The sequence below is a fragment of the bacterium genome (assembly GCA_036382775.1).
Lineage (GTDB): Bacteria > Hydrothermota > Tepidihabitantia > SM23-42 > JAOAFX01 > DASVHD01.
The window spans coordinates 1-16,774 of record DASVHD010000006.1 but is presented as its reverse complement, the minus strand read 5'-3'; the positions used below and the strand labels follow the sequence as shown (position 1 = coordinate 16,774).

22 protein-coding genes and 1 pseudogene are annotated in these 16,774 nt (G+C 51.0%); 5 read left to right on the top strand and 18 right to left on the bottom strand.

The window, feature by feature from the left end:
- The first annotated feature begins 86 nt into the window (after positions 1 to 86).
- A complete protein-coding gene (gene tsaD, locus VF399_01005; GenBank protein HEX7318918.1) occupies positions 87 to 1,076 on the top strand; it encodes a tRNA (adenosine(37)-N6)-threonylcarbamoyltransferase complex transferase subunit TsaD in 990 nt (329 codons plus the stop codon).
- 255 nt (positions 1,077 to 1,331) lie between these two features.
- Here tsaD and rplQ read toward each other — a convergent pair whose 3' ends face one another.
- From rplQ to rpsH, 16 genes and pseudogenes are all read right to left on the bottom strand, one after another.
- Positions 1,332 to 1,952, bottom strand: coding sequence for a 50S ribosomal protein L17 (gene rplQ, locus VF399_01000; GenBank protein HEX7318917.1), 621 nt, complete (start codon positions 1,950 to 1,952; stop codon positions 1,332 to 1,334).
- Positions 1,953 to 1,997: 45 nt separating this feature from the next.
- Entirely contained in the window at positions 1,998 to 3,068 is a 1,071-nt protein-coding gene (locus VF399_00995; protein HEX7318916.1) for a DNA-directed RNA polymerase subunit alpha, read from the bottom strand.
- Between the two features lie 8 nt (positions 3,069 to 3,076).
- Complete coding sequence (gene rpsD / locus VF399_00990) at positions 3,077 to 3,706, bottom strand: 30S ribosomal protein S4 (GenBank protein HEX7318915.1); 630 nt, start codon at positions 3,704 to 3,706, stop codon at positions 3,077 to 3,079.
- 2 nt (positions 3,707 to 3,708) lie between these two features.
- The gene (gene rpsK, locus VF399_00985) at positions 3,709 to 4,098 is read right to left on the bottom strand and encodes a 30S ribosomal protein S11 (GenBank protein HEX7318914.1); all 390 of its coding nucleotides are present in this window, start codon (positions 4,096 to 4,098) and stop codon (positions 3,709 to 3,711) included.
- A complete protein-coding gene (gene rpsM / locus VF399_00980) occupies positions 4,095 to 4,481 on the bottom strand; it encodes a 30S ribosomal protein S13 (GenBank protein HEX7318913.1) in 387 nt (128 codons plus the stop codon). Before rpsM ends, rpsK begins: the two co-directional genes overlap by 4 nt.
- Before the next feature lie 9 nt (positions 4,482 to 4,490).
- The gene (rpmJ, locus tag VF399_00975; GenBank protein HEX7318912.1) at positions 4,491 to 4,604 is read right to left on the bottom strand and encodes a 50S ribosomal protein L36; all 114 of its coding nucleotides are present in this window, start codon (positions 4,602 to 4,604) and stop codon (positions 4,491 to 4,493) included.
- Between the two features lie 73 nt (positions 4,605 to 4,677).
- On the bottom strand, positions 4,678 to 4,896 hold the full coding sequence (gene infA / locus VF399_00970; GenBank protein ID HEX7318911.1) for a translation initiation factor IF-1: 219 nt from the start codon (positions 4,894 to 4,896) through the stop codon (positions 4,678 to 4,680).
- 2 nt (positions 4,897 to 4,898) lie between these two features.
- Complete coding sequence (map, locus tag VF399_00965; GenBank protein HEX7318910.1) at positions 4,899 to 5,651, bottom strand: type I methionyl aminopeptidase; 753 nt, start codon at positions 5,649 to 5,651, stop codon at positions 4,899 to 4,901.
- On the bottom strand, positions 5,635 to 6,285 hold the full coding sequence (locus VF399_00960; protein HEX7318909.1) for an adenylate kinase: 651 nt from the start codon (positions 6,283 to 6,285) through the stop codon (positions 5,635 to 5,637). Before VF399_00960 ends, map begins: the two co-directional genes overlap by 17 nt.
- Positions 6,282 to 7,604, bottom strand: a complete 1,323-nt coding sequence (secY, locus tag VF399_00955) for a preprotein translocase subunit SecY (protein HEX7318908.1) — start codon at positions 7,602 to 7,604, stop codon at positions 6,282 to 6,284. The genes VF399_00960 and secY overlap by 4 nt, the downstream gene beginning before the upstream one ends.
- Positions 7,601 to 8,041, bottom strand: a complete 441-nt coding sequence (rplO, locus tag VF399_00950; protein HEX7318907.1) for a 50S ribosomal protein L15 — start codon at positions 8,039 to 8,041, stop codon at positions 7,601 to 7,603. Before rplO ends, secY begins: the two co-directional genes overlap by 4 nt.
- Before the next feature lie 55 nt (positions 8,042 to 8,096).
- Positions 8,097 to 8,270, bottom strand: a pseudogene (gene rpmD, locus VF399_00945) (50S ribosomal protein L30).
- The gene (gene rpsE / locus VF399_00940) at positions 8,230 to 8,766 is read right to left on the bottom strand and encodes a 30S ribosomal protein S5 (GenBank protein ID HEX7318906.1); all 537 of its coding nucleotides are present in this window, start codon (positions 8,764 to 8,766) and stop codon (positions 8,230 to 8,232) included. The pseudogene rpmD and the gene rpsE overlap by 41 nt, the downstream one beginning before the upstream one ends.
- Before the next feature lie 27 nt (positions 8,767 to 8,793).
- The gene (rplR, locus tag VF399_00935; GenBank protein HEX7318905.1) at positions 8,794 to 9,138 is read right to left on the bottom strand and encodes a 50S ribosomal protein L18; all 345 of its coding nucleotides are present in this window, start codon (positions 9,136 to 9,138) and stop codon (positions 8,794 to 8,796) included.
- 30 nt (positions 9,139 to 9,168) lie between these two features.
- Complete coding sequence (gene rplF / locus VF399_00930; GenBank protein ID HEX7318904.1) at positions 9,169 to 9,738, bottom strand: 50S ribosomal protein L6; 570 nt, start codon at positions 9,736 to 9,738, stop codon at positions 9,169 to 9,171.
- Between the two features lie 16 nt (positions 9,739 to 9,754).
- The gene (gene rpsH / locus VF399_00925) at positions 9,755 to 10,144 is read right to left on the bottom strand and encodes a 30S ribosomal protein S8 (GenBank protein HEX7318903.1); all 390 of its coding nucleotides are present in this window, start codon (positions 10,142 to 10,144) and stop codon (positions 9,755 to 9,757) included.
- A 521-nt stretch (positions 10,145 to 10,665) separates the two neighbouring features.
- On the opposite strand from rpsH, the gene VF399_00920 reads away from it, so the two are divergent.
- Both VF399_00920 and VF399_00915 read left to right on the top strand, forming a co-directional pair.
- Positions 10,666 to 12,162, top strand: a complete 1,497-nt coding sequence (locus tag VF399_00920; GenBank protein HEX7318902.1) for a T9SS type A sorting domain-containing protein — start codon at positions 10,666 to 10,668, stop codon at positions 12,160 to 12,162.
- 214 nt (positions 12,163 to 12,376) lie between these two features.
- The gene (locus tag VF399_00915; GenBank protein ID HEX7318901.1) at positions 12,377 to 12,925 is read left to right on the top strand and encodes a hypothetical protein; all 549 of its coding nucleotides are present in this window, start codon (positions 12,377 to 12,379) and stop codon (positions 12,923 to 12,925) included.
- A gap of 15 nt (positions 12,926 to 12,940) precedes the next feature.
- Here the strand turns inward: VF399_00915 and VF399_00910 are convergent, their stop codons facing one another.
- Together VF399_00910 and VF399_00905 are read right to left on the bottom strand one after the other, a co-directional pair.
- Positions 12,941 to 14,011 carry an AIR synthase family protein gene (locus tag VF399_00910; protein ID HEX7318900.1) on the bottom strand — a complete coding sequence of 357 codons (1,071 nt, stop codon included), beginning with the start codon at positions 14,009 to 14,011 and terminating at the stop codon, positions 12,941 to 12,943.
- 2 nt (positions 14,012 to 14,013) lie between these two features.
- A complete protein-coding gene (locus VF399_00905; GenBank protein HEX7318899.1) occupies positions 14,014 to 14,442 on the bottom strand; it encodes an RrF2 family transcriptional regulator in 429 nt (142 codons plus the stop codon).
- A 188-nt stretch (positions 14,443 to 14,630) separates the two neighbouring features.
- Here VF399_00905 and VF399_00900 point away from each other — a divergent pair, with 188 nt between their 5' ends.
- Both VF399_00900 and VF399_00895 read left to right on the top strand, forming a co-directional pair.
- A complete protein-coding gene (locus VF399_00900) occupies positions 14,631 to 16,043 on the top strand; it encodes an MFS transporter (GenBank protein HEX7318898.1) in 1,413 nt (470 codons plus the stop codon).
- Positions 16,043 to 16,774, top strand: a 732-nt coding sequence (locus VF399_00895) for an MFS transporter (protein HEX7318897.1), incomplete at its 3' end; no start/stop codon positions are given. The genes VF399_00900 and VF399_00895, both read left to right, overlap by 1 nt.

The following is a 16,774-nucleotide window of genomic DNA, read 5'->3' as shown; positions in this document are numbered from 1 at the left end:
GTTAACCAAAATAAAGCCCGTGTCAAGGCGCGCATTCATATTCCGTCACGGTTGATTTATCATATTTTCCAGATACAATATATGATATGATAACGCTCGGCATTGAAACGTCGTGCGATGAAACCGCCATCGGCATCCTCGAAGACCGCAGGGTGCGCTCGAACGTCGTTTCAAGCCAGATCGTTCATACAAAATATGGCGGCGTGGTCCCGGAACTTGCCGCACGGAACCACATCAAGGTCATCGTGCCGCTGGTCAATGTCGCCCTCGAGATCGCCGGGTGCGGTCTGCGGGATATCGGCTTGATCAGCGTGACCAGGGGACCAGGTCTGATGGGTTCCCTGCTGGTGGGATTGTCGTATGCCAAAGCCCTCGCGGTTGCGTTGAAAAAGCCGTTTATCGGCACAAACCACCTTGAAGGCCATATCTATACGCTTCACGTCGGGGGTAAAGGACCGGCGTATCCATATCTGGTGCTGCTCGTCTCCGGTGGGCATACCGAGCTGGTGTTGGTAAAAAAAGAATTCAATTATGTAACTATCGGCCGGACCGTGGATGACGCCTGCGGCGAGGCGTTCGACAAGGTGGCTAAGTTGATCGGCCTGCCGTATCCGGGTGGTCCCTACATTGAAAAGTACGCGCTTAAAGGTCAACTCGGTGCGATCCGATTTCCGGTTCCGAAGGCGGGTCGATACGATTTCAGCTACGCCGGTTTGAAGACAGCCGTTCTCTATTACGTTCAACAGTATGGGAACAGTAGGCTGGCCGATATTGCAGCCAATTTTCAGGAATCCGCGCTGTCGCAACTCGTGCAGGTGACGAAAAAAGCGGTTTTAGACCTGGGGGTCAAGGATGTGGGCCTTGTTGGTGGTGTTTCGGCAAACCAGACGTTGCAGAACAAGCTACTAAAACTCGGACAAGAAACCGGCTGCCAGATCCACGTCCCCGACAGAGAATACTGCACTGACAATGGCGCGATGATCGCCATGGCCGGCGCGCGGCGCTACAAGAGGTTCGGCGGTTCAAACCTTAACATTGACGCGGTGGCGAGAGAAGATCTGGAAGAGATACCTTGAAAAAAATATTAAATCCTAAACAATATCAAAGCACTAATTCTCGAAATCCAAAACTTTTTGAACATTTGAATTTTGGATTTGCCTGCCCCGTTAGACGTTTATTGTCTAACGGGGGTTGGAATTTCGATATTAGAATTTCGTACTTGATTTAGATTTATTCATAGACCACGGATTTCGCCTGTGGTCTGCGGTTTATATGTATTCTATCGCGCTCGGCGGTTTGGGGGAAAGTATGAATTTTTTCGGCGCAAGTTCTTATTTTTTCTTTAACGGTTGCTGTTTTTGGGTCTTGTCGTTCTTGTTCTTTTTGTCCTTTTCCTTATTTTTCTCTTTTTCTTTGTTACGGTCAATATCCGCGCGTTCTTTCTGGTGTTTGTCCGGTTTTGATTTTTCTTTAATGCCTTCTTCTTTTTTCTTCGGCTGTTCTTTGTCTTTTTTCGCCTTTTCCTTTTTCACTTTTTCCTCGGCACCGTGCCGGCGTTCGATCAGCTTGCGGCGCAGGTCCAGGACGTTATCATCGCTCCGCTCGACAAGTTCAAGGAGGACCATTTCCGCGCCGTCGCCGGTCCTGGGTCCGAGTTTATAAATGCGCGTATAACCGCCCTTTCTTTCCGCGAACTTGGGTGCGATCTCGCCGCAGATGATCTTGACTAGTTTATGATCGGGAATATAGCGATAAACATGACGCTTGCCCGCGAGATCGTTATGCTTGGCAAATTCGATAAGGCGTTCTGCAAGACGCCGTGCTTCCTTGGCCTTTTGCAGTGTGGTTCTGATCCTTTCGTGGATGAACAGCGCGCGGCAAAGGTTCTTTAACAGTGCCAAACGGTGCGCCGCCTTCCTGCCCAATTTTTTTACTTTATTTCCATGTCTCATGCCGTTACCGTTCCTTTGCTGGCGATCGCTTCAGATCCGGTTGGATCAAATGTCTTCCTTGAGATAGCGGTCGACGTCCATTTCCAAATGCAGGCCCATTTTACCGAGGATCTTTTCCAATTCCTTCAACGACTTGCGTCCGAAATTATCATAGGTGAGCAATTCCTTGCCCGTTTTCTTCACCAGGTCGCCGATGCTCTGGATATTCCGGCCTTTCAGACAGTTGGAGGTTCTCACGGAGATCTCCAGTTCGTCGATGCTCCGCTTGAGGATCTCGCGAATGCGCCGGTGTTCTGCGTCAAGCTGTTCCTTGGTCGTGTATTGAGGTTCGATCAGCAGGTTCAGACCCTTTTCGCTCAACGCCGTTTTAAGATCGTTGTACGTTTTCTGGATCGGGTCTTCCAGGGTCATCAAACCCTTGCCCAGCTCGGTGATGTATGTCAGGTGCTGCTTGAGCAAACTGGCCGCCTCGACCAGGGCTTCTACCGGCGTGACCGTGCCGTCGGTTTTGATCTCAAGCATAAGGTTGTCGTAATCGGTACGGGTGCCCACGCGGGTATTTTGCACGTCGAAATTCACGGATAGGACCGGTGAGAACACGGCGTCCAGGAAGATCGTGCCGATCGGTGCGTCGCCTCGCTTCAGGATCTCGGCCGGAACGAATCCGCGGCCCAATTCGACCGTGGTTTCCATGGTCAGGTTCACCTTGGTGTCGGTTACGGTCAAGATCTTCTGCTTGGGGTTGGTAATGATGACGAGCGGATTTTTTTCGAAATCCTCTGCCAAGTATTCTTTTTTGCCTTTTATTTTCAAGGTCAACGTCGTCGGTTCATCGCTGAGCAGTTTGACGCGGATCCGCTTCAGGTTCAGGACGATCTCGACCACGTCTTCATACACGCCCGTGACCGTGGAAAATTCTTGCAGGATATCGCCGATCCGTACCTTGGTTATGGCCGCGCCCTGGATTGATGACAGCAGGAATCTTCGAAGAGCATTGCCCAGCGTCACACCATAGCCTCGCTCCAGCGGGCTTAATGTGAACCGTCCGAACGTATCGACAGTTGCTTCTTTATCAATCTCTATGCCTTTTGGCATCACCAGCGGTTTGAGTGTCATAGTGCTCCTTACTTAGAGAACAGCTCCACGATCAAATTTTCCTGAATAGGGAAAGTGATATCCTCGCGTTTTGGCAATCGTACAACGGTCGCGGTGATATTCTCTTTGTTCAGTTTCAGCCAGCCCACGATCTTTTCCGGATCGCGTTCCTCAAGGGACCTTTTGACGAACGGATTTTTCTTCAGCGGCTCCGATACCGAGATCGTCTGGTTCACTTTCACCTGGTACGACGGAATGCTTGTTTTCTTGCCATCGACTAATATGTGACCATGCCTGACAAGCTGGCGTGCCTGGGTCCTTGACGATGCGATCCCGACCTGGTAGATCGTATTGTCGATCCTCCGCTCAAGGGCGACCAGAAGGTTCTCGCCCGGCGAACCGGCCTGTTTTACCGCCTCCGCGAACGTCTTGCGGAACTGGGCTTCCAGCAGACCGTACATTGATTTCACTTTTTGTTTCTCCCGCAACTGGATCGCATAGGAAGTAAGTTTTCTCCGGCCGACCTTGCCATGAGTGCCCGGAGGATAACCACGGCGCGTAAAAGCACACTTATCCGTATAACACCGGCTGCCGCGCAGAAAAAGTTTCTCGCTCTCACGGCGGCAGATCTTGCATTTAGGACCAATGTAGCGGGCCACGGTTAGACTCTCCTTCGACGGGGTGGGCGGCAGCCATTGTGAGGTAGCGGCGTGACGTCTTTGATCGTCGTTATCGTCAACCCGACGGTCTGAAGCGTCCTGATCGCGGCCTCGCGACCAGGACCGGGACCCTTAACCCGGACCTCGATCTTCTTGACACCCATCGCGAGCGCTTCTTTGCCCACGGTCGTAGCTGACTGCTGTGCCGCATACGCGGTGCCTTTTTTCGTACCTTTGAACCCCAGACGGCCGGCGCTGGACCAGCACAGGACGTTCCCTTTAAAATCGCAGAGCGACACGATCGTATTATTGAAACTGGCGAAGATATTAGCGATCCCCATTTGTTCGGCGCGTACGCCTTTCTTATGTCTAACGATCTTCTTTTTTATCATTTTTTCTCCGTTGTTGTCGCCTTGATCACAGCCACAGTCTTACGTTTGCCTTTCCTGGTCCGGGCGTTCGTGCGTGTACGCTGTCCTCTAACCGGCAATCCAATCTTATGTCTGTGACCACGGTAAGAACCAATATCGATAAGCCTTTTGATATCAGCGGCGATATCGGCTCGCCGTGCTCCCTCAACCTTGTAATCGGATTCGATCAGCTTCCTGATCTTGGTAACTTCTTCTTCGGTCAAGTCCTTTATTTTCTTTAAAGGATCGAGACCGCAATTGGTGACTATTTTCTTGGCCGTCGGCAAACCGATGCCATAAATCGCGGTCAAACCATGCTCAATGCGTTTGTTCATCGGCAGATCAACACCTGCAATCCTGGGCATAGACCTCCTTTATCCCTGACGCTGCTTGTGCCGCGGGTTCTTGCAGATGACCATCACGACACCTTTTCTTTTAATGATCCGACATGCGGAGCATCTTTTTTTTATCGAAGCTTTAACTTTCACTTTTTCTCCTTAAACACTTATTATACATAATATTACCGAAAAATCAAGACCTTTCTGCATGCCCAATATAATACTATTTATAGCGCCAGACGATCCTGCCACGTGACAGGTCATAGGGAGACAATTCTAGGAGCACGCGGTCACCGGGTAAGATCTTGATGTAGCTCATCCTCATCTTGCCGGAAACGTGTGCCAGAACTTTGTGCCCATTATCAAGCTCGACCCGGAACATGGCATTGGGCAATGTTTCGATAATCGTGCCTTCCGTCTGGATCAGGTCTTTTCTTGCCATTGCTAGTTCTCCAATACCCGCGTCACGTTGAGATTGCCGTGCTCAAGAACAACGATGGTATCTTCATAGTGACAGGACAAAGAATTATCCTTCGTGATGATCGTCCAGCCGTTCGCCGCCGTAACCACATCGTATCCGCCTGCATTTATCATTGGTTCGATCGCCAGCGCCATTCCCTTTTTTATGGGCGGGCTAGAACCCTCGCATAAATAGTTAGGGATCATGGGTTCCTCGTGGAGATTTTCTCCGACCCCATGCCCGGTCAATTCACGGACCACGCTGAAACCGCCGGCCTCAGCCGTCTTCTGGACCGCCCGTGATATGTCCGCGATCCGGTGACCGGCCTGAGCCGAGGCGATGCCGTTTGCGAGCGCTTGTCTTGTTACCCGAATAAGTGCGAGCGCTGCCGGATCCACCTTACCCACGGGGAAAGTCCTGGCTGCATCGGCGATGTACCCTTTGTAGGTGACGCCGATATCGACCTTTACCAGGTCGCCATCCCGGATCGTCCGCTCATCCGGGATCCCGTGCACGACCTCGTTGTTCAAGGAAATGCAGCAGCTTTTTGGGAACCCGCGGTAGTTCAGAAAGGTCGGAATGGCGTTATGCTCGCGGATGATCTCGTCAATACGGTCATTCAAGGCCAATGTCGTTGTGCCCTTAAGGTTCATACCGTCAACGATCGAAAAGATCTCATAGATGATACTACCGGCAACGGTAATATTTTTGATCGCCGTGTCATTTAATACCGGCATTGATGACCGCTGCTATCTTGGCGTTGACGTCCTGCGGTGACCCGGAGGCCTCGATGCGCTTGTACACGCTTAAAGTTTTATAGTAGTCAACAAGGGGTTTGGTTTGTTCTTCATAGATCTGGAACCGCCGGTTTATGATATCGACTTCATCGTCCGATCTTTTTACGAGCTGGCCATGGCAGATATCACAGACTCCTTCCCGGGCGGGTGGGTTGGTGAGCAGGTTATAGATGCGACCACAGTTCGTGCAGAAGCGGCGACTGGTCATGCGCTTGATGATCTCGTCGTTATTGAGCGACAGTTCGATGGCGGCGGTAATGGACAGTTCAAGCTGGGCCAGCGATTTCTCAAGGTTCTGCGCTTGGTTCAAATTTCGGGGATAACCATCGAACAGGACGCCTTCGTTGCGGTGTTCGCGCAGAAAGTCCTCGACGATCTCGAATATTAGGTCGTCGGGCGCGAGAGTACCCTGGTCGAGATAGCGTTTCACGCGGGAACCGATCGATGTGTTAAGGCTTACTTCATCGCGCAGCGTGTCACCCATGGAGAAACGGATCAGATTGAAGTTCTTGGTCAGCAGGTCGGCCTGGGTTCCTTTACCGACACCCGGGGGACCGAACAGCACGAACATCATCTACGGCCCCGGATCTTTCCTTTCTTCATGAATCCTTCGTAATGGTACATCATCAGCTGCGATTCGATCTGCTGCAGCGTGTCCAGGGCGACGCCGACGATGATCAGCAGGGTGGTGCCGCCGAAATAGAACGGGATGTTAAGGAAATTGATGAGATACCAGGGCACCAGGGCGATAAAACCGAGGAACAGGGCTCCGGGCATCGTGACCCGCGAGAGCACGGTGTCGACATATTCCGCAGTCTTGGGCCCAGGTCTGATGCCGGGGATGAAACCGCCGTAACGCTTCATATTGTCCGCCAGTTCCACAGGGTTGAAAACGATCGATGTGTAAAAGTACGTAAAGAACACGATCAGGGCGAAGAATATGATGTCATAACCCCAGAATCCGGGCCGGAACGACGTGGTGAGCTGTTTCAGGGCGGGAACATAGGCGGCAACAGTACTGGGAAAAACGACCAGCGATTGCGCGAAAATAATGGGGATCACACCAGCAGTATTGACGCGTATCGGCAGGAAGGTGGATTGGCCCCCATACATGCGCCGGCCGACAATGCGCTTTGGGTACTGGACCGGGATCTTTCGCACCGCCTGGGTCATGACAATGACCGCGGCGACGATAAATACCATTATGACGAGCACCAGTATTAGGTTGATGATCGACAGCCCCTGGGTCAGGACCATCTGAATGGTCCTGAAGAAATAACTCGGGTACTCCTCGAGACACCCGATGAAGATGATGAACGAAATACCATTGCCAATGCCTTTCTCCGTGATCTGCTCGCCGATCCACATGGCAAAGATGGCGCCGCAGGTCAGCGTGAGCATGGCGGTTAAACGGAAGGCCCAACCCGGAGTGTAGACGATCTGGATGATGCCGGCTGCGCCGGTGAATTTCTGGCTTTCAAGATAAAAGGAAATGCCGTACGCCTGGAACAGCGCGAGCGCGACGGTGAGGTACCGCGTATACTGGGTTATTTTCCGGCGTCCAGCCTGGTCCCGCTGTAATTTTTCAACCTGGGGGAATACCGAACCGAGCAGCTGGAAAATAATGGACGCCGAGATATACGGCATGACTCCGAGGAACAGGATCGCTGCCCGTGACAGGGCGCCGCCCACGAAGATATCCATCATGCCAAAAGCCGAACCCTGCTGTTTGAGCTGCTGCATCAGCATGCCCAGGGCCTGGGCATTAATGCCCGGCAGGGGGAGGTGTGCGCCCAGACGGTATATGGCGACCGCCAGGAACGTGAATCCCAGTTTCTTTTTGAGATCGGGAACGCGGAAGATGTTTTGGAAAGATGAGATCGCCTGGTTCATGCGATTTTCTCGGTCCGTCCGCCCGCGCCGGCAATCTTCTCGAGCGCTTTCTTGGAGAAACTGTGAGCTTTGATGATAAGGGGTTTGGAGAGCTCGCCCTGGCTCAATATCTTTAGCTTTGATTTACCCTTGATAATGCCCTTTTGTTTGAGGGTTTCCGGCGTGACCTCGGCATTCGCGTCAAAACCGTTGAGCCGGGATAGATTCACGACCTCATAAACAATCTTTGAGATATTGAAAAAGCCCCGTTTGGGGAGTCTTCTGATCAACGGCGTCTGGCCGCCCTCAAATCCCATTTTCACCCGGTAACCTGATCTGGCTTTGTGTCCCTTATGTCCGTGGGTCGATGTTTTTCCATGGCCAGAACCCGGACCGCATCCCACGCGTTTGTTCTTATGCGTCGTACCCTTTCGCGGTTTAATTTCATTTAGCTTCATGGTCGCCTTTCTCCTTGCGCGCTTTTGGTTTGGCCTCAGGTGTCGTATCCGCGTTTTCTTCGATGAGCAGCATGTAGCTTACCTGGTTAAGCATCCCGCGCAGCGCCGGGCTGTCCGTGTAAACACGACTCTTGCCGATCCGTGTCAATCCCAGGGCTTTGAGCGTCAATTTATGCCTTAAGATCTTGTCAATCGGGCTTTTTTTCAGTGTCACTTTGATCTTTTTCATGTCTTTTCCTGATAAAATATTCCAATGGTTTGTTTCGCATTTCCGCCACGGCCGCAGCGGTCCTTATCGACTTCAATCCCATGATCGTGGCCATCGCAAGATTGGTCGAGTTCCTGGAACCCAGCGCCTTGGACAGGATATTTCTTATGCCGGCAGCTTCGCAGACCGCACGGACCGCATTCGAAGCGATGATCCCGCTGCCCGGCAATGCCGGTTTCAAGATCACTTTGCTGGCTGAGAATTTTCCCAGCACCTGATGCAGGATAGTTCCCTCGTGGACAGCGACCTTGACCATGCTCTTCTTGGCTATTTCCGTCGCTCTTTTGATCGCCGGCGCCACTTCTGCCGATTTAGCATGACCGATACCCACGCTTCCGTTGCCGTCGCCCGCCACAACGCAGGCGTACAGTTTCATCCGCTTACCGCCTTTTACGACTTTCGAGACCCTTTTCAATTCGACAAGTTTTTCAATAAATTCGGACATGATGTCTGGCAATTTACCTCCTTGCGATCTCATGGGAAGTTAGAATTTCAAACCCGCTTTACGGGCGCCATCGGCCAGCGCCTTCACGCGGCCGTGGTATTTATAACCGCCGCGGTCAAAGGCGATATCAGTGATGCCTTTTTCCAGCGCCAGTTTGGCAAGACCCTTGCCAACCTCCAGCGCGGCGGCCATTTTTTTCATTTTTATTATATTCTTGTCGTTCTGGGTAGAATAACCAAACAGCACCTTGCCGCTGGTGTCATCCACGATCTGCGCGTATATATGGCGGTTGCTTCGGAAAACGCAAAGCCGCGGCCGTTTGGTAGTGCCGATCACCGATTTGCGGATCCGTTTGTGCCTTTTATACCTGCCCATCAGCTTCATAATGCTTTTACTCCTTGTCCGGTTCCCATGTTATGCCTGCACGACGGCCCGTTTACCGACTTTTTTCCTCAATACTTCGTCGGCATACCTCACGCCTTTGTGCTTGTAGGGGTCGGGAACGCGGGTAGCCCTGATCTCTGCCGCCAGGTCACCGATCTGTTGTTTGTTACTGCCTTTGATCGTAATATAAGTCAGATCGCCTTTATCCGCGCTTTTCACGGTGCTCAGTTCGCATTTGATTTCCTTCGGGAATACGATCGTCACCGGCTTGGTGTAACCGAGAAAAAGCTGCACGCCGCCACTGCCAAGCTGCGCGCGGTATCCAGTTCCCTGGACAATAAGCGTTTTCATGAATCCCTTGGTAACGCCGTCGATCGCGTTGAGGATGAGCGTTCTGATTGTACCCTGCTGTGCCGCGGCTTCCGTGCTCTCGTCGACGTTCTTGACCATGATCTGGTTATCTTTGATCTCGACCTCGGTCTTGGCACTGATAATGACTTCGTTGGTGCCAAGGGGGCCGGTGATCTTAAGCGATGATCCTGAGCGTGCGACCTTTATGTCCTTGGGAACGATGATCGGTCGCATACGTTTTTTTGCCATTTATCCTCCTGTACGGTCAATATATGTAAGCGAGCACTTCGCCGCCGACCTTCTGCTGGCGTGCTTCGCGGTCGCTGAGGATGCCTTTAGGCGTCGTCAGGATAGCGATGCCGAGCCCGCCAAGGACTTTTGGAACTTCATTCTTTGGCACGTAGACTCGCCGGGAACACTTAGATATCCTGGTCAAGTTCCGGATGACCGACTCGCCGTCTTTTGAATACTTGAGCATGATCGATATTTTTTTCGGCTTCTTCTCGGAATCCAGGCTGAAATTATTAATAAAACCCTCTTCCAGCAAGATCCTCAAGATCTCGGCCTTTATCCGCGAGTAGGGGACAGTCACTTCCATCTTGCTCGTGCGGCAGCCATTTCTTATTATGGTCAGCATATTAGCTATTGGATCCATTTATCTCCTGTTTAATATATAAAATATTTTAACCGTTTAACCAGTTGCCATTTAACCAATTTGTAGCCTTTTTTTTGTCAACATAGACGTTAATTATATATAAAATAATACAGAAGTCAACAAGTATATTAATGTATGCAAAGTCTGTAGTTGTACGGATATTTGTTAAAAAGACGACATACGAGCACAGCCTCCATCGTAATTATTATGATTAAACAGGGCGAAATAGTTCATTCACACCGACTCTTGACAAACAACGACAAAATATTATAATAAAACTATGTATATAAATCATTATATGCTTAAAATAATTTCAGACAATTACAAGACAAGATCTTTTTTAATAATCAGCATTTCCCGATTATTCATCAATGCGAATTTCGCGTATTCCGCAGCAGTTAGTCGGTCTAGTGGTAAACAGGTTAATCAAGTATCGATGATATCATTTAGGTTATTATCTAAGCAAGAAATGTCCGGTTATTTATGGGTTAAGTACAATTATGAATATAAGGAGCCTATAAGTGCTTTATAGACATAGAAAAAAAGGAGTTGCTTTCATGCGACATGCTATGATTTCTTGTTTGTTAGCGGTATTTTGCAGTATTATGCTATTGACAGCTTATCCTGCCGGGTGGTCCGATGATATATTGTTGACACCAGAGGACGTAAAGAATCGAGGAGACCCGGATATTACGGTGGATGGTCATCATTATGTCTGGGCGGTTTGGGACAGCGCCACCTGGGTAAATGGTACCGGTGAGGCATTGTTTTCAAAGCGTGACAGCCTGGGTGCATGCCTGTTCGCGGAAACTTCAGTATCCAACAATGCTTCGTATTCGCTTGGCCCACGCGTCGCCGTAGATGCATCCAATAATCTGCAGATTGTCTGGCTTAATGATACGCCACTAGGCTGGGGTCTATGGCACGCAAGGCTGGCCCATGACGGTTCGGTGATCGTTCCTTCGCATCTGGCTGTGAGCGGCAATAACGGCGGTTATCCCATTGAAATCGTCTTGAACCGTTACAACGAGATCAATGTGGCGTGGAACGATAATGTGGCTGGTTACGACCAAATAAGCTACACAAAGCTGGATTCAATGGGTAATCCGATCATTGCCAGGATGCGGGTGTCGCCGGCGAACGTTTTTTCTTACTGGCCTGGTATCGGGGTGGACAGTTTTGCCAATGTTCATCTGGCTTATCGTGCGGACAGCGGTCCGGCAGACCGGTTGGCCTATACAAAGCTAGATTGGTTTGGTAACGTGTTGATCGACAATAAATTTTTTGGTTACGGGGGTCGCCCTACGATGATTGCGGATCACAGCCAGAATATCCATATGGTTTACCGTAATCCGACCGAGCCGGGGATCACGATCGAGTATTTAAAACTTGACCAATATGGGAATATCTTAGTGGGACCGCTGACCCTCAATCCTTTTCAGGGGAATATCGGCGTCCGGATGGCAATGGATTCATTACAATATTTGCATGTGGTTTGGACTCGGCAAATGGATCCTTGGGGTATTGTGTATACTAAGCTTGATACCAATGGTAATTATGTGATACCGCCTATGCCCATTGTATACCAACCTCCTGCGCTGTATCCCGCTGAGCCGCGGATTGCGGCTGACATGAGCAACCGCCTGCATTTGGACTGGATGGACCAGCGGGTTGGAGCTGAAGATATCTTTTACAAACGCGGCGAGAATGAGACTAAGATTGAGGAACAAATTATTCCGGGCGCAATAAAAAGGTTTTGGATCTCTGCTATTCCTAACCCATTTACGCGGCAATTGAAGATTGACTGGCATTCCTTACCTGGTGGTGAAATCATCAAAATCGCAATTTTTGATATTACGGGAAAAGAAGTGAAGAATTTCAGAATTGAGCCAAGTAATAAAAGCATTGTTTGGCTCGGAGATGATGGTACTGGCAAACAGTTGCCAGGCGGAGTCTATTTTATTACAATATTCAGCAATGGTAAAAGAAGTATTGCAAAGGTCATTAAATTAGAATAAGAAAAATTTATAATGACATCCAAAATTATGTAAATACCCTAACAATAGAAAAGTAACACTGAAATTAAATCAAAATTTGTTATTAACAAAGAGCATATGTTATACTTTTGTACAATACGATTAAATAAAGCGGTCAGATTATCCATGTTATTACGAGACTTAAGTGTGCAGATATAGGCATAGAAATTGCATATTATTAGGACAGGAGATCATCATGAGACAAATAATAATAGTAGTCGGTGTCATCGCCTCCGTTGCTTTTGCCGGAAGACTAGGCATCGGGGCTAGTGTTTCGGGACAGCAGTCCTGCGATTACCAGACATTGACCATAGCGCAGCTGCCCGGTATTTATTATGGTGGCGAATTTCACATTCAGGCCGAGGCACTGCCGCATTGCTATATTGAGCCCGCTGTGGTTTGTCTGAATAATCCGCAGTATGCTGGTCCGGGAATTGGCATGGGACTGAGATTGAACATCCAGCCGCGCATTGGACGATTCTTTCTGGCGCCCTTTTTTGGCGTGGAAGGCATGCTCGTTCTATATAACGACGACCTGGATGTCAATACTGCGCTGCAATCAAACCGGATGATCGAATACATTGAAACGGCAACCGCCCGCACTTTCGGATCGGGTTTCGCCGGCGTCTCTTTATACCTCGGAAAGGCGATCTCGATCGACTGCAATTACCGTTATCTAAGCTCAAACCAGGGCATCGGCGTGGAAATGACGACGGTCGGTCTTAACTGGTATATCAACTGGTAAGTAAAACCGGCTGATCTAGACGGTTTCCAGGTTGCGGTATTGCTGCAGAGCGTTATAGAACGCGCTCCAGAACGGATCGACGATCGGATGCACCAATTTTTTCTCGCGTCCGTTCTCAGCCAGGATCAGGCCTGACTTTTTGGGTGTGAGTTCACCGACGATCGAGGATTTGATCTTCCTGGCCGCCAACTTGGCGACGACCGCAGCCGCATATCGTTCGCGGCAGGTTATGATCAGCGTACCCTCACTGATCGACGAGAAAGGATCGATGTTGAAAAGTTCGCAGATGCGTTCCACGCCTGCTTCCATGACGATCTTTTCCTTTTCAACTCTTGCACCGACACCGGCGGCCTGAGCGACTTCGTATATTCCGCCCCAGATTCCGCATTCGGTGGCATCGTGCATTGACGTGACGCCTCGGTCGCGTACCCCGACCTTGACCGCGGTCATGGCGTCGTCAACCACTGACATTTTGTAAAATATCTTTTGAGCCGCCCGGCTAAACGCATTGCCGAATTTCCGCGCCAGGAAGCGGGGGAACATGGTGGCGAATATCCCGCTTGCTTCGATCGCCGGTCCTTTGGTGATGATGATGACGTCACCGGGCCGGGCAAAGCGGGGAGATACGTACTGATCAAGGTCGCCGACCGCGATGACCGTGGCTCCACCGACCATTGGATAGTTGCAGTTGTCATAACGCGCCGTATGCCCGCCGATTATCGCCATCCCCATCTTCGTGGATTCTTCATGGATCGTCTGCCAGACTTCGGTCAACTGGGCTTCGGTCATGCTCAGCGGCAGGTTCAGGTCAATGGTCAGATACATCGGCGGCAAACCCGAGGTTACAATATCGGACGCCAGGATATGCGTGGCGAACCAGGCAGCGCGCTTGAATCCGTATTCGGGAACGATGAAGACCGGATCGCTTGTCATGGCGACCGCCTTGCCGTTAATATTCACGATGCCAACGTCCACGCCATGCTGCGGTCCCACCAGAATGCTTTTGGACTTAGCGCCCAGCCGGGGAAAGATCAGTTCATTGAAGACCTCGGGTGAGATCTTCCCGATATCAGGCAATTTGATCATGGTTATTCTTGTCCTTCCAGACCCTGACACCCGCAAAGGTCCCGGATCGAATGTGACGAAAGGAATTTGTCGATCATTATCTTCATCCGGCGCCAAAATGGCCGGGCCGAGCAGGTGTTCATCCTGGGGCAGAACTTGCGCGTATTTTCGTCGGCGCAGAAGACCGGATCGGTCGTCTCGCCCACCGCCTGCATGATCTCGAGCAGCTTGATCTTCGCCGGTTTCTTCCCCAGCACGTATCCGCCATGGGGTCCCTTACGGCTCTTGACCAGTCCGGCTTTGTGCAGATTTATGAAGATCTGTTCCAGATATTTTAGTTTTATGCCCTGCTTATTAGCGATCTTTTTCAGCGAAATTGGAGTATCTGCCGACTGTTCAGCCAACTCGCAGATAGCACGCACCGCGTACCGTGTTTTGGTAGTTAGTCGCATGTGTTTATTATATCAAAAAAGTAGCCTATGTCAACCCCGCGCTATTATCGGTCGAAAGCTTACGATCATGCGAAAATGCGATTTTACTACTGAAAAAACGCCGCGCTTGACCCTCGTGTCATAGAAAATAGTGCGGGGTTGACCCCGTGATTGACAGTCCTCGATAATTTGCTACAATGTGGTCTGAGATGTCCAAGCAAATTCCCCGGAACTTAGTATTGACGATAACGACTATCGCGTCTTTTCTGACGCCTTTCATGGGGTCGGCCGTTAATATCGCGCTGCCCACGATCGGCAAAGAATTCGGGATGAACGCGGTCCTTCTGGGCTGGGTGCCCGCTGCGTACATGCTGGCAGCAGCGATATTTTTGGTGCCGATCGGCCGCATCGCTGATATCTGGGGCAGAAAAAGGATTTTCCTTGCTGGTATCGCGGTCTACCTGGCGGCGTCGGTATTGTGCGCCCTGTCGGTTTCAGGCGCAATGCTTATCGGGTTTCGGATCATCGAAGGGATCGGTGGCGCCATGATCTTTGGTACGGGCGTAGCGATCCTGACAACAGTATTTCCTCCGGCTGAGCGGGGGAAGGCGCTGGGGATCAATGTCTCTGGAGTTTACCTTGGTCTTTCAATGGGGCCGGTACTAGGCGGCTTTTTGACGCAGTACCTGGGATGGCGCAGCGTCTATTGGTTCAATGTCCCGTTGTGCCTTTTCATCATTGCAGGCATTGTCTGGAAGATGAAAGGCGAATGGACAGGAGCCGGTGGTGAAAAAATGGATATCGCCGGCGCCATGATCTACGGCGCGGCGCTGTTCGCGACCATGTTCGGCCTTTCAAAATTGCCCGGGGCAGGGGGGATTGTTCTGATCATAGCGGGAATTGCCGCCATCGTTCTATTTGCGTTCTGGGAGACTCGCGCGGATTTTCCACTGATCGATATAAACTTGTTCAAGAATAACCGGGTCTATGCTTTTTCCAACATCGCGGCGCTGATAAATTACAGCGCCACGTCCGCGGTGAGTTTTCTCTTAAGCCTTTACCTGCAATTCATCAAGAACCTTAGCCCGCAGAACGCCGGGCTGATACTTATTGCCCAGCCCCTGGTCATGACGGCATTTTCTCCGTTGGCCGGCCGGTTGTCTGACCGGATCGAGCCTCGCATCGTATCGTCGCTGGGCATGGCGATATGCACTTTGGGCTTGGCTGCCCTGGCTATGCTAAGGACCGGTACGCCTTTTGGTTTTGTGCTCGCCTGCTTGCTGTTCATGGGATTGGGGTTCGCGTGCTTTTCATCACCTAACACGAACGCCGTAATGAGCTCGGTGGATAAAAGGTTTTACGGCGTTGCATCGGGAACGCTCGGTACGATGCGGCTCGTCGGGCAGATGATGAGCATGGGATTCGCCATGCTCGTATTTTCCCTGGTCATCGGACGCGTCGAGATCACGCCACCATATTACCAGCAGTTCATGAGCAGTTTCAGGATTCTGTTCGGCATTTTTGCCGCGCTATGCTTTGCCGGCATCTTTGCGTCCTTGTCGCGCGGCACCGTGCACCAGAATGCACCTGAAAACGACACAGAAAAGACCAGGGTGCAATAATGGCCTTGTCCACCGAGCAGCGTCCATGGCGCCTGATGTTCCGGGCTTTCCGCTACCGTAATTACCGGCTTTTCTTCGGCGGCCAGGGCATATCGCTGATCGGGACGTGGATGCAGAGGATCGCGATCGGCTGGCTCGTGTACCGGTTGACGCAATCGCCGGCCATGCTCGGGCTAGCCGGTTTCTTCAGCCAGTTCCCGACATTCGTGCTGGCGCCGTTCGCCGGCGTCATGGCGGATAAATTCGATCGCCATAAGATCATGGTTATCGCCCAGGTTTTGGCGATGCTTCAGGCAGTGGTGCTCGCGGCTCTGATCTTCACGAACACGATCACGGTTTGGTGGGTCGTGGCCCTGACGGCCGTGCTCGCGCTGGTGAACGCCTTCGATATTCCGGCGCGGCAGTCGTTCATCGTGGAAATGGTCGAAGATAAAAAGGATCTGGGCAACGCTATCGCGCTTAATTCCGCGATGTTCAATAGCGCGCGCCTGATCGGCCCTTCTATCGCGGGTGTGATCATCGCGGCGGTGGGCGAGGGTCTTTGCTTTACTCTGAACGCGGTCAGTTCCTTGGCGGTGATCGCGGCGCTTTTAGCCATGAAGTTAGCACCCCGCTCGGCGGCAAGATCGCAGCAAAATGTTTTTCAGGAACTGAAAATGGGATTCAACTATGCCTTTGGTTCAGTGCCTATCCGCTCGACGCTTATTCTTCTTGCGATCGTGAGTTTGGTC

Excerpts from the sequence above, each read along its gene's own strand:
- tsaD (HEX7318918.1), top strand. The coding sequence starts at position 87 with ATGATAACGCTCGGCATTGAAACGTCGTGCGATGAAACCGCCATCGGC.
- rplQ (HEX7318917.1), bottom strand. The coding sequence starts at position 1,952 with ATGAGACATGGAAATAAAGTAAAAAAATTGGGCAGGAAGGCGGCGCAC.
- VF399_00995 (HEX7318916.1), bottom strand. The coding sequence starts at position 3,068 with ATGACACTCAAACCGCTGGTGATGCCAAAAGGCATAGAGATTGATAAA.
- rpsK (HEX7318914.1), bottom strand. The coding sequence starts at position 4,098 with ATGATAAAAAAGAAGATCGTTAGACATAAGAAAGGCGTACGCGCCGAA.
- rpsM (HEX7318913.1), bottom strand. The coding sequence starts at position 4,481 with ATGCCCAGGATTGCAGGTGTTGATCTGCCGATGAACAAACGCATTGAG.
- infA (HEX7318911.1), bottom strand. The coding sequence starts at position 4,896 with ATGGCAAGAAAAGACCTGATCCAGACGGAAGGCACGATTATCGAAACA.
- map (HEX7318910.1), bottom strand. The coding sequence starts at position 5,651 with ATGCCGGTATTAAATGACACGGCGATCAAAAATATTACCGTTGCCGGT.
- VF399_00960 (HEX7318909.1), bottom strand. The coding sequence starts at position 6,285 with ATGATGTTCGTGCTGTTCGGTCCCCCGGGTGTCGGTAAAGGAACCCAG.
- secY (HEX7318908.1), bottom strand. The coding sequence starts at position 7,604 with ATGAACCAGGCGATCTCATCTTTCCAAAACATCTTCCGCGTTCCCGAT.
- rplO (HEX7318907.1), bottom strand. The coding sequence starts at position 8,041 with ATGAAGCTAAATGAAATTAAACCGCGAAAGGGTACGACGCATAAGAAC.
- rplR (HEX7318905.1), bottom strand. The coding sequence starts at position 9,138 with ATGAAGCTGATGGGCAGGTATAAAAGGCACAAACGGATCCGCAAATCG.
- rplF (HEX7318904.1), bottom strand. The coding sequence starts at position 9,738 with ATGGCAAAAAAACGTATGCGACCGATCATCGTTCCCAAGGACATAAAG.
- rpsH (HEX7318903.1), bottom strand. The coding sequence starts at position 10,144 with ATGGATCCAATAGCTAATATGCTGACCATAATAAGAAATGGCTGCCGC.
- VF399_00915 (HEX7318901.1), top strand. The coding sequence starts at position 12,377 with ATGAGACAAATAATAATAGTAGTCGGTGTCATCGCCTCCGTTGCTTTT.
- VF399_00910 (HEX7318900.1), bottom strand. The coding sequence starts at position 14,011 with ATGATCAAATTGCCTGATATCGGGAAGATCTCACCCGAGGTCTTCAAT.
- VF399_00905 (HEX7318899.1), bottom strand. The coding sequence starts at position 14,442 with ATGCGACTAACTACCAAAACACGGTACGCGGTGCGTGCTATCTGCGAG.
- VF399_00900 (HEX7318898.1), top strand. The coding sequence starts at position 14,631 with ATGTCCAAGCAAATTCCCCGGAACTTAGTATTGACGATAACGACTATC.